Source organism: Brevundimonas sp. EAKA, from assembly GCF_000698025.1.
Taxonomy (GTDB): domain Bacteria; phylum Pseudomonadota; class Alphaproteobacteria; order Caulobacterales; family Caulobacteraceae; genus Brevundimonas; species Brevundimonas mediterranea_A.
In genome coordinates this window covers 1-10,683 of sequence record NZ_JMQR01000102.1, presented here as the reverse complement: position 1 = coordinate 10,683, position 10,683 = coordinate 1, and the positions used below count along the sequence as shown (strand labels likewise).

General features: G+C 68.1%; 12 protein-coding genes and 1 pseudogene. 5 read left to right on the top strand and 8 right to left on the bottom strand.

Going from position 1 to position 10,683, the window contains the following annotated elements:
- Nucleotides 1-18 precede the first annotated feature (18 nt).
- Nucleotides 19-348: pseudogene (locus ER13_RS18015) on the top strand (dihydroorotate dehydrogenase (quinone)); the annotation flags it as partial.
- Between the two features lie 72 nt (nucleotides 349-420).
- A complete protein-coding gene (locus ER13_RS13135; protein WP_035309908.1) occupies nucleotides 421-2,313 on the top strand; it encodes an ATP-binding protein in 1,893 nt (630 codons plus the stop codon).
- On the opposite strand, the gene ER13_RS13130 is transcribed toward ER13_RS13135, so the two are convergent.
- Together ER13_RS13130 and ER13_RS13125 are read right to left on the bottom strand one after the other, a co-directional pair.
- Nucleotides 2,286-2,720 (bottom strand): very short patch repair endonuclease, encoded by a 435-nt coding sequence (locus ER13_RS13130; protein WP_008262989.1) that lies wholly within the window; start codon nucleotides 2,718-2,720, stop codon nucleotides 2,286-2,288. The two genes, ER13_RS13135 and ER13_RS13130, sit on opposite strands and share 28 nt — an antisense overlap.
- Nucleotides 2,721-2,768: 48 nt before the next feature.
- Entirely contained in the window at nucleotides 2,769-3,254 is a 486-nt protein-coding gene (locus ER13_RS13125; RefSeq protein ID WP_008263696.1) for a peroxiredoxin, read from the bottom strand.
- A 116-nt stretch (nucleotides 3,255-3,370) separates the two neighbouring features.
- On the opposite strand from ER13_RS13125, the gene ER13_RS13120 reads away from it, so the two are divergent.
- Together ER13_RS13120 and ER13_RS13115 are read left to right on the top strand one after the other, a co-directional pair.
- Nucleotides 3,371-3,940: a YqgE/AlgH family protein gene (locus tag ER13_RS13120; protein ID WP_008264211.1), complete on the top strand. Its 570-nt coding sequence runs from the start codon at nucleotides 3,371-3,373 to the stop codon at nucleotides 3,938-3,940.
- A 125-nt stretch (nucleotides 3,941-4,065) separates the two neighbouring features.
- Nucleotides 4,066-4,518: a chemotaxis protein CheW gene (locus ER13_RS13115; RefSeq protein WP_035309906.1), complete on the top strand. Its 453-nt coding sequence runs from the start codon at nucleotides 4,066-4,068 to the stop codon at nucleotides 4,516-4,518.
- A 64-nt stretch (nucleotides 4,519-4,582) separates the two neighbouring features.
- Here ER13_RS13115 and ER13_RS13110 read toward each other — a convergent pair whose 3' ends face one another.
- The 4 genes from ER13_RS13110 to ER13_RS13095 form a co-directional block, all read right to left on the bottom strand.
- Complete coding sequence (locus ER13_RS13110; RefSeq protein WP_052005097.1) at nucleotides 4,583-6,304, bottom strand: bifunctional protein-serine/threonine kinase/phosphatase; 1,722 nt, start codon at nucleotides 6,302-6,304, stop codon at nucleotides 4,583-4,585.
- 65 nt (nucleotides 6,305-6,369) lie between these two features.
- A complete protein-coding gene (locus tag ER13_RS13105; protein ID WP_035309903.1) occupies nucleotides 6,370-8,037 on the bottom strand; it encodes a bifunctional diguanylate cyclase/phosphodiesterase in 1,668 nt (555 codons plus the stop codon).
- Between the two features lie 13 nt (nucleotides 8,038-8,050).
- Entirely contained in the window at nucleotides 8,051-8,653 is a 603-nt protein-coding gene (locus tag ER13_RS13100) for a GNAT family N-acetyltransferase (RefSeq protein WP_035309900.1), read from the bottom strand.
- A 124-nt stretch (nucleotides 8,654-8,777) separates the two neighbouring features.
- Nucleotides 8,778-8,972: a hypothetical protein gene (locus tag ER13_RS13095; protein WP_008262034.1), complete on the bottom strand. Its 195-nt coding sequence runs from the start codon at nucleotides 8,970-8,972 to the stop codon at nucleotides 8,778-8,780.
- A 237-nt stretch (nucleotides 8,973-9,209) separates the two neighbouring features.
- Here ER13_RS13095 and ER13_RS13090 point away from each other — a divergent pair, with 237 nt between their 5' ends.
- Nucleotides 9,210-9,422 carry a cold-shock protein gene (locus ER13_RS13090; RefSeq protein ID WP_008260410.1) on the top strand — a complete coding sequence of 71 codons (213 nt, stop codon included), beginning with the start codon at nucleotides 9,210-9,212 and terminating at the stop codon, nucleotides 9,420-9,422.
- 115 nt (nucleotides 9,423-9,537) lie between these two features.
- Here the strand turns inward: ER13_RS13090 and ER13_RS13085 are convergent, their stop codons facing one another.
- Both ER13_RS13085 and ER13_RS13080 read right to left on the bottom strand, forming a co-directional pair.
- A complete protein-coding gene (locus ER13_RS13085; protein ID WP_035309898.1) occupies nucleotides 9,538-9,990 on the bottom strand; it encodes a hypothetical protein in 453 nt (150 codons plus the stop codon).
- A 113-nt stretch (nucleotides 9,991-10,103) separates the two neighbouring features.
- The gene (locus ER13_RS13080) at nucleotides 10,104-10,661 is read right to left on the bottom strand and encodes an NADPH-dependent FMN reductase (protein WP_035309897.1); all 558 of its coding nucleotides are present in this window, start codon (nucleotides 10,659-10,661) and stop codon (nucleotides 10,104-10,106) included.
- Nucleotides 10,662-10,683 lie beyond the last annotated feature (22 nt).

Here is a 10,683-nt window from a genome sequence, read left to right as displayed (position 1 = left end):
GGATGTGTATAAGAGGCAACACTGGAACGGCCCGAGACCCTGCGATCCCCCGATGCGCATGAGACGGGCGGCCTGTCGGGCGCCCCGATCCGCCCGTTCGCGGAAAAAGCTCTGCGCGCCGCCGCCGAAGCCGCCCAGGGGCGCCTGCCCCTGATCGCGGTCGGCGGGATCGACAGCGGGGCCGAGGCCTATGCCCGCATCCGTCTGGGGGCCAGCGCTGTTCAGGTCTATTCCGCCTTGATCTACGACGCGCCCGGTTTGATCACCCGCATCAAGCGGGATCTGGCGGCGCGACTGCGCGCCGATGGTTTTTCCTCAATTTCGGCCGCTATCGGGGCCTCGCGTTGACAGAGCGTTAGCCTCGATCTGCGTCTAGTACCGCCAAGCGAACGACCACGGTTCGTATTGCCGGGAAGCTGGATGTCCAAGACGACCGCAGTCGACACCGCCGCAAGCGGCTGGACAGTGGCCGCCCGCCATCGCCGCAGCAATCTGCTGCAGCGTTTGGGACTGGGGGCCGCCGTCGCCCTTGTCGTGACGCCCATGATCGGCTGGCGGATCTGCCTGGCCTGGTTCGCGGCCTACGGCCTGATGCAGGGTCTGGAACTGCTCGCCTTCGCGCGCGTCAATCGTGACGGCGATGGAAAGATCCCCCTCTGGGGCCGGGTGACGGCCTGCCTGAGCCTGTTCGCCAGCGCCTCGCTGTTCGGCAGTCTGTCGATTCCGATGTGGCTGATCGGCGGTCCGCTGGGCGGGGTCTGCGCGGCCCTGATGCTGCCGGCCCTGATGCTCTTCTCGATGATCAATTCGCCGCGCTCGAAATCGATACTGGTCTCCTCCCTGACGCCGCCGATGCTGTATCTGCTGGCGGTTCCCTTCCTGGCCGCCTGGTTCGGCGCGCCGCCGCCCCTGGTGATGACGGCCGCCGCAGCCGTGGTCCTGGTCATCTTCTTCACCATCATCAGCTGGCAGAAGATGAGCGAGGCGACCGAGAACCAGATGCGCGCCCACGCCGAGGCCGAGCGCCTGCGTGTGAAGGCCGAAGAGAGCCTGGTCGCCCACACCGCCTTCCTCGCCGCCATCGGTCATGATCTGCGCACCCCGATCGGCGCCATACTGACCGGCGCCGCAGAGCTTCAGGCGCTGGACGCGAACTCGCGGTCAAACGCCCATCTGATCACCGACGCCGGGCTGATGATGAAGGCCCTGCTGGACGACCTGCTGGATCACTCCAAGATCGGCGCCGGCCGGATGACGGTCGAGGCCGTCGACTTCGACCTGCGCGCCACGCTGGCCCAGACCTTGCGCCTGTGGCGCGGACCGATCGAGGCCAAGGGCCTGAAGCTGCGCGTCGAGGGCGCCGCGCGCATGCCCCGCAGCGTCAAGGGCGACGCCATGCGGATTCGTCAGGTGATGAACAACCTGATGTCCAATGCTGTGAAGTTCACGCCCCAGGGCCGGATCACCCTGCGCCTGGACGCCTGGGCCGAAGAGCCCTCCGGCTATTGTGTTCTGCTTGAGGTTCAGGACACCGGCCCCGGCATGACCGGCGATCAGCTGGCGCGGCTGTTCAACCCGTTCGACCAGACGGCCGAAGGCGTCAGCGCCCGGTACGGCGGTTCGGGCCTGGGTCTGGCGATCAGCCGCGACCTGGTCGAGTTGATGGGCGGCCGCCTGACGGCGCGCAGCGCGCCGGGCCAGGGCGCCAGCTTCACCGTCTCCCTGAGCCTGCCCTTCGGCGAGAACGCCGCGCCGATCCTGGTTCCCGGCGACGACAGCCGCCTGGACATCGCCCTGGCCCTGGCGGCCCGGCCGCTGGCCGCGGGGCCGGACGCCGGAACGCCGCAGGCCTTCCCACGGGACGCCGACGCCTCGACGACGGCCGAAACCGCCGATCAGACCGACGACGACCGTCCGCTGCGCCTGCTGGTGGTCGATGACCACGACATCAACCGTCGCGCCGTCCAACTGATCCTGCAGCCTCTCGGCTGCGACATCGTCACGGCCGCCGACGGCATGATCGCGCTGGAGCGCTGCGCCGAGACGGTCTTCGACGTCATCTTCATGGATGTCCGCATGCCGGAGCTGGACGGGCGCGAGACCACCCGCCGCCTGCGCGCCGAGGGCGGCCCCAACGCCCGGACGCCCGTCGTCGCGGTCACCGCCGACACCGCCCCCGAAGACGTCGCCGCCTGTCAGGCCGCAGGCATGGCCTATTTCGTGTCGAAACCCCTGACGCCCCCCGCCTTGCTGGGCGCGCTGCAGCATGTACTGGACGACTCCGCTCAGGCGGCCGAGATCGCCGCCGCCTGATCCCGGACATCCGCGACCAGCCGTTCGGCGAAGCCCGGCGTGCGCAGGTCGCACTCCCACACCGTCAGAACCCGCCAGCCGTCATCCCGCAATTGGGCCGTCACCCGCGCGTCGCGGGCGCGGTTGCGGTCGATCTTGGCGCTCCAGTATTCGGCGTTGGCCTTGGGCTTGCGCGCCCCCCGCGCGCAGTCGTGCCCATGCCAGAAACAGCCGTGGACGAAGACGGCGACCTTGCGCCCCTTCATCGTCACATCCGGCCGACCGGCCAGGCCCTGGCCGCCCAGCCGATACCCGATACCGGCCGCGCGCAGGATCCTGCGCACGGCCAGTTCCGGCGACGTGTCCCGCCCCTTCACGCGCCGCATCACCGCGCTGCGCTGCTCAGGACTGAAGACGTCGGTGCTCATGATCGGTCCAGGCTCAAGTCACGAAGCGGCGGCCTGGACCAACCCCTATCAGAGCTGCGCCAGCAGGTGCTCGGCCGAAGACACCTTGAACTCGCCACCCTGTTCGATGTTCAGCTGGGTGACCGTGCCGTCCTTGACCAGCATGGAATAGCGCTGCGACCGCTGACCCAGGCCGAAGCCCGAGCCGTCCAGCACCAGACCCAGTTCGCGGGTCAGGTCGCCGTTGCCGTCGGCCAGCATGACGATGGACTCGTCGTCGATACCCTGGCTTTCGGCCCAGGCCTTCATGACGAAGGCGTCGTTGACGGAGATGCAGGCGACCACGTCCACGCCCTTGCCCTTGATGGCCTCCAGATTGTCCTTGAAGCCCGGCAGGTGGCGGGCCGAGCAGGTCGGGGTGAAGGCGCCCGGCACGGCGAACAGGGCCACGGTCTTGCCGGCGAAGATGTCGGCCGTATTGACGGGTTTGGGGCCTTCGGCCGTCGCCCGGGCGAAGCTCGCGTTCGGAATCCGGTCGCCGATCTGGATGGTCATGGGGCTCTCTCCGCGCGGGTTGGTTGGTTGCGCCCGCGACAGATAGACGTCGCCGCCGTCATCGCAAGCGGCAACGCCTTGCGCCCGCCCGTTTCACGCCCGATGATAGGACCATCATGACCGACGCCTCATCCCTGACGGGCCGTCTCCTGGTCGCCATGCCCGGCATCGGCGACCCCCGGTTCGAACACGCCGTCATCCTGATCTGCGCGCACGGGCCGGATCACGCCATGGGGCTGCGGATCGACCGCCCGGCGCCCGGCGTCGATCTGAAGACTGTTCTGGACAAGCTGGACGCGCCGGCGCCGGAGGATTCGGTCGGTCGGGTCGTCCTGATGGGCGGGCCTGTCGAACGTGAACGGGGCTTCGTGCTGCACACCGACGACTGGAGCACGGGCGACGACACCCTGCCCTTCGGCGACGGCCTGGCCATGACCGGAACGCGCGAGGCCCTGGCCGCCATGACCGACGCCGTGGCCGGCCCGCGCCGGTCGGCCCTGCTGCTCGGCTACGCCGGCTGGGGCGAGGGCCAGTTGGAGGACGAACTGGCCGAAAACGTCTGGCTGACCGCCGACGCCGACCTGGATCTGATTTTCGACGGCGACCACGAGTCCAAATGGACCCGCGCCCTGGCCCGCATGGGCGTCGATGCGGGCCGGCTTTCCAGCCAGGGCGGGCGGGCCTGAACCCGGCTTCGGCCGCGCCATCCGAAACTCTGTCCGCATTAACGAAATCGCTAGGCTGGTGCGCGAGACTGGGGTCTGCCTCGGGATCAGCCAATCGGTTTGGCCTGGGTCGGGAGGAATTTGTGATGCTGATTTCCAAGGGTGATCGTCGCGAACTGGTCGGCTTCCGCGTCGGCGAGCAAGCCTTCTGCATCGACATCACCTCGGTGCTGGAAATCCGCGGCTGGACGCCCACCACGCCCCTGCCCCGTGCGCCGGACTATATGAAGGGCGTCGTGAATCTTCGCGGCGTCGTCCTGCCCATCATCGACCTGGCGGCGCGCCTCGGCCTGCCGACCAAGGAACCCTCGGCCCGTCACGCCATCATGGTGGTGAAATGCGGCTCTCGCACGGTCGGTCTTCTGGTCGAGGCGGTGTCGGACATCGTCGAACTGGACGACGGGATGCGCCAACAGACGCCTGACATGGGCGACGACGGCGGCCCCGGCGTGATCGCCGGCATATTCGCCGTCGACGGCGAGATGATCAGCCTGCTGGACCTGGACAATGTGCTGCCGCCGCTGGCCGAGGCCGCCTGAGTCCTGACCCGACCGGAATCCTGACCCGACGACGATATTGCCGAACGGCGTGTCATAGCCGCGCCTATCGCGTCGCCAGCGACACCATCAGCAGCACGACCAGGACCAGACACAGCCCCTGCCAGAACCGCACCGGATCGCGCTCGATCAGCGACAGGGGGCGGGGCGCGGGCGCGGCGGCGGCGCTGCCCGTCTCCAGCACATGGATCAGCTCCTCCACGTCCTCGAACCGGTCATCCGGATCGACGGCGACGGCGCGCATGACGGCGGCCTCCAGCCAGGCGGGCATGTCGGGCCGGCGTCGTCCGAGCGATACGGGCGCGCGATCAAAACGTGGCGCGTCCGACGGATCGACCTCGCCCCACGGATAGGCGCCGGTGAACAGCCGGTACAGGGTCACGCCCAGGGCGAACTGGTCGGTGGCCGCGTTCCCGCTCTCGCCGTCGTACATTTCGGGCGCCTTGTAGCCGGGGGTGCCGGGCGCCTCGGCCTCGGCGAACTCCTCGGCCCGCTTCAGCCGCGCCACGCCCAGATCGACCAGCTTCAGCCCCCCGTTCGTCTCCAGGATCACATTGTCCGGCTTGATGTCGCGGTGCGTCACCCCCGCCCGGTGCAGGGCCGCCACGCCCCGCGCCAGCTTCAGGGCCACGCCGATCCCTTCGGCGATCTCGAACGGCCCGTCCTCGGCCAGCCGCGCGTGCAGGGTCTGGCCCGGATAGAAGGGCTGGACGATATAGAGCCGGCTCTGGCGCCCCGCATCCAGGCTCAGCACCTTGCCGACGAAGGGGCTGTCGATCCGCCGGCCGATGAAGGCCTCGCGCAGGAAGGCGGTCCGCGCCCCCCGCTCCGACACCGCCGCCGGCTTGGGAAACTTCAGCACGACCCTTTCGTCGCTGGATCGGGCGTCGCCGGACCGGGCGTCGCCGGACCGCGCCAGGAACAGACGCGTATAGCGGCCGTCCGCCACCAGCCGCTCCAGATGGAACCCGTCCACCGTCTCGCCCTGTTTCGGCGGCGGCAGGATGGCCAGGCCCTCGGCCTCGGCGGTGATCGCCTCCCAGTCGGGCGCCCCGATCCCCATGACGTCGATGACCAGGGCGGTCGCGTTGTCGCGCGCGCCCGCCTCGGCCACCTCGGCCAGAATGGCCTGGGCGTCGGCGTCGGGCGATCCGCGTCGCGCCAGCAGCCGCGACAGCGCCTCGTCCGTCAGCACCCCGTGAACCCCGTCCGTGGTCAGCAGCAGCCGGTCGTGCGGCGCCAGACCGACATGACGCACGTCCAGCTTGACGTCCGCCTCGATCCCGACAGCGCGGTACAGCACATGGCTCAACCCCAGCTGCGCCCGGGTGTGATCCTCGGTCAGCCGCGTCAGCACCCCGTCGCGAAAATGATACGCCCGGCTGTCCCCCACATGCAGCGCCACCGCCTCCCGCCCGCGCAGGATCAGGGCGGTGAAGGTGGTCGCCGCCGCCTCCATGGCCGGATCGATCCTGCCCCGCGCATGGAGCCAGCGATTGAAGCCCCGCAGCGCCTTGATCCCGTTGGCGGCGATGCCGTTCAGCGGGTTCTGGTCCAGATAGCCGTCGATGAAGCTGCGCGTCGTCAGCTCGGCCGCCATCCGTCCGGCCTTCGATCCCGACACCCCGTCGGCGATGACCGCCACGACCCCATGCTCGCGCTGCTCGGCCGCCGTGCCCAGATGCACCCCGCCGAAATCCTGATTGTCCGCCTTCGGCCCCTGCGCAGTGGCGAAACCGGCGGCGATCTCCAGTCTGGCGTCGGTCACGATCCCCTCCCCGAGCCGCCATCCTAGGCACAAGGCCTAGGCGGGCGAAACTTGGAAAGTGAAATCTACGCCGACCGCTGCTTCAGCGGCGCCGTGCCGTCGGCCAGGCTCTCGGCCAGATAGACCTCCGCCTCCTGGGCCGGGAGCGCCGGCGCATAGCCGAAGCCCTGGCCGTAGTGGCACTGGGCCTCCAGCAGCAGGGCGGCCAGTTCGCCGTTCTCCACCCCCTCGGCGACGACCTCCAGCGACAGGTCGCGGCCCAGATTGACCACCGACTTGACGATCTTGGCCGAGCCCTCGTCCTTGTTCATCGTCAGGACGAAATAGCGGTCGATCTTCAGCGTATCGAACGGCAGGCGCGCCAGATACGACAGCGACGAAAAGCCGGTCCCGAAATCGTCCAGCGCCAGCGACGCCCCGACATCCTTCAGCGACTGCAGCACCTCGGCGGCGTGCGCGGTGTCGCGCATGATGTCGCCCTCGGTCACTTCCAGCTTCAGCGCCCCCTTGGGCAGGCCGCTTTCCTTGATGATCCGGGCCACGTCCTCGCACAGGTGCGGCCGTTCGATCTCGCCGACCGACAGGTTGACGCTGCAGAACAGCTTGCCGGCCAGGGGGTGGCGCTGGATCCATTCGGCCAGTTGCCGCGCCGACTGGGTCATCATCAGCAGGCCCAGGTCGTTCATCATGCCCAGGTCGGCGGTCAGGCCCAGGAATTCGTCCGGCGGGACCAGGCCGCGTTTGGGGTGACGCCAGCGCGCCAGGGCCTCGAAGCCCGCCACCGCCCCGGTCTTCAGGTTCACGATGGGCTGGAAGAAGGGCACGATCTCGCCGCGCACGAAGGCGTTCCGCAGATCCGCCTCCAGCGCCAGACGGCTCAGGCTGTCGCTCTCCAGCGCCCGGCCATAGGCGGCCGATCCGCCGCGCCCGGCGCCCTTGGCCGATTCGACCGCCAGTTCGACCCGGCGCAGCAGCTCGGAGGCGTCCGGCGCGTCCGGCCCGCCCTCGACGACCACGGCCCCGATGGAGACGGTCGGATAGATGTCGAAGCCCGCGACCCGCAGCGGCTGCTCCAGCGCCTCGCGCAGGCGAAAGCTGGCGTGTGAGGCGGTCTTCTGCACGATGACGGCGAACTCGTCCTCGCCGATCCGCGCAGGCGAGGCCTCCTTGGAGAAGGCGGCCGCCAGGCGCGACCCCAGGGCCGACAGCACCAGATCCGTCCGTTCGTGGCCCAGGGCCTCGTTCAGCCGCCTCAGACGGTCGACGTCGCCGACCACGATCTCGTATTCGCCGGCCTGGGTCAGGACCTCGCCGACCCGCGTGATGAAGGCCCGGCGATCCAGCAGGCCGGTCAGCGCATCCCGGTCCGACCCGGCGAACTTGGTCTCCAGCGCCACCACCCCGGCGGCGCGCAGCCCGTCCTCCAGCCAGACCCCGCGCCACATGCAGGTGTCGGATCCGCGCATGCGCAGGCGCACGGCGACCTCGGTCCCCTCGTCCTGGGGCTTCAGCATCTTCTCGGCCAGCGACCGGTCCTGCGGCAGGGTCGAGGCGACGAAGCCGGCGCCCGAACATTCCGGCGCTAGCGGCCCCAGGCCCAGGACGCGCGTCGCGCCGGTGAACCGCAGTTGATCCTGCGACGGCGTCCAGACCCACAGGGCCGTATCGGCGGCCGCCAGCGCTTCGATGGCGCTCGTTGCGTCCCAGGCCAGGGATCGGGGTCGCGCGGTCAAAGCTGTCGCCCTCTCAAGACGGCGTCCGGCCGCCGCGATCGATCTCGTCCTCGACGAGGCCGAACAGCAGATGATCTGCCCACTCGCCGTTAATTTTCAAATAAGCCCGCGCCAGACCCTCGTTCTGGAAGCCGGATTTCTCAAGCACCCGGCGCGAGGCCTGGTTGGTCGGCAGGCAGGCCGCCTCCAGCCGGTGCAGTTTCAGCCGGTCGAAGGCGTAGCCGACCACCGCCCGCATCGCCGCCGTCGCATAGCCGCGCCCGGCGTAGGGCTGGCCGATCCAGTAGCCCAGGGTCCCCGTCTCGGCCACGCCGCGTCGCACGTTCGACAGGGTGACGGCGCCCGCCAGGGTCTTGCCGCCGTCGACGAAGATGAAAAACGGCCAGGCGTTGCCCAGCTCCATCTCCCGCGCATAGATCGACAGCCGACGCCGGAACGCGCCCTTGCTCAGATCGTCGTCCGGCCAGGCCGGCTCCCACGGTTGAAGATAGTCGCGCGACCCGTCGCGCAGGGCGGACCAGGCTGCATAATCGGACGCCCGCGGCGGCCTCAACAGCACGCCGTCGCCCCGGACCACGGGTCCGGCTACATCGCTCATCCAGTCCAGGAGGGCCATTGATCCGCAGCCTAGCGCGCAGATCGCCGCTTGGCGACAGATGCACGCGAATCTGATCCGCGACGGAGTTTTGTTTCCGACGCGTTACACTCAGACCGACGATCACGGCGTCGGCCAGGTTTGATCAGGCGACTTCGGTCTCGACCGGGATCTTGCAGATGCGGTTCAGATCGGCGCGGATCGAGCTGCCCTGGAAATGGGACATCTCGGCGCCGGAATAGCCTTCGGCCGACAGGGCCTTGACGACGTCGCCGGTGTTCAGACAGTCAGGAGTGCGGGCGAGCTGGTAGGCGCGCTCCACAACGTGGATGCGGTTCATGGTAGAGCCTTTGCGTGTACCAATCTAACGCACTCCAAGCTGGACCGTTCCACCGACTGTAAAATCCTTGTTGCGGCCGCGCTTGCATTTGTCACGAAGACCTGAGTACATAGACTTCGTCGATCTCTCTGCGTAACGCCCACTCTCTCTGCGAACGCACGAGTCAAGGCCGCTCCCATTCAGACCCGACAGGCCGAAGGGGCGTTCCCTCGGTCAACTTCTAACGGAGGTCTCAAAATGGCTACCGGCACTGTCAAATGGTTCAACCCGACCAAGGGTTACGGCTTCATCCAACCCGACGACGGCGGCAAGGACGTCTTCGTCCACATCTCCGCCGTTGAAGGCGCTGGCCTGCGCGGCCTGGATGAAAACCAGAAGGTTTCCTACGAGCTGGAACGCGACAAGCGTTCGGGCAAGGAATCCGCTGGCCAGCTGCAAACCATCGGCTGATTTCAGCTTCACGGCTGATATGGCGACGGCGGCTCCGAAAGGAGCCGCCGTTTTCAATTGGGGCGTCGATTGATGCCGAACGAAAATGTATCGGGCGGCCGGATCACGAAAGTGGCTACCAGGCCTTGGCGAGACCAGAAGTTTCAGGTCCGCCATACTCCCAGACGAACCCCCTCGCGCCCACCGTGCAGCAAGCCGTTTCCGCGTCTCGGGCAAGGGCGCGAAGAAGATCAGACCGGCGGGCCTTCGTCTTTGCGAACATGCCGACGTCAAGGCCGATAACGATACGCCAACGATCATCTGGAGCGCGATCATTCGGCTCGACCGTTTCAACCTCGGGGCTCGTCACGAAAGAGGCGACGATGGTCTTGCCCTCATCAATGACGGCAGCCTCTGAGTGCCACCCGTGGTCTTCAGGCCATGCTTCCTCGAAGTTCCAGCTCGATTGGGCGAGAAGTGGCCTCACCTTTCTTTGAAGGTCAGCGCCTATAAGACCGTTAAGCGAAGCCGCCACGTCCTCCGGAGCGTCACGAAGGTTGGGCAGCGCAAACACCGCCGTCCAAGTCACCAGCCCATATCCCCCCCCCTGAGTTGAGACAGTCCTACCTGGACGGGTTTAAAGAAGCCTGTACGGGAAGTCCGAAGAAGGACCAGGTCACGAGCGCCTCTCGATTGGCAGCCTCACCCCTTCGTCCTCTCGACCCACCCCGCGAACGCATCGAGGAACCCCTTCAGGAACTCCCGCGTCCCCTCGTTCTTCAGCGTCCCATCCTCTTCGTTCAGCAGACCGGCGACATTGCCGATATAGGCTTCGGGCTGCTGCATGGTCGGCATGTTCAGGAAGACCAGGGGCTGGCGCAGGTGGTGGTTGGCGCCGAAGGCGGCCAGGGCGCCGGGCGAGACGCTGACGATGGCGGCGGGCTTGGCCGCCCAGACGCTTTGGCCGTAGGGGCGCGAGCCGACGTCCAGGGCGTTCTTCAGGGCGCCGGGGACGGAGCGATTGTATTCCGGCGTCACGAACAGCACGGCCTGGGTCGTCGCCAACTCCTCTCGGAACCGCGACCAGGCCGCCGGCGGCGTCTCCGTATCCAGGTCGGGATTATACAGCGGCAGGTCGCCGATCTCGATCAGGTCCAGCTCCAGCTCGGGCGCGGCCAAGGCCTTCATCTCGAGCCCGATGGCGCGGGAATAGGAGCCCTCGCGCAGGCTGCCGACGATCAGGGCGACACGGACGGACATGGGGCGGCTCCGGGTTTGGATG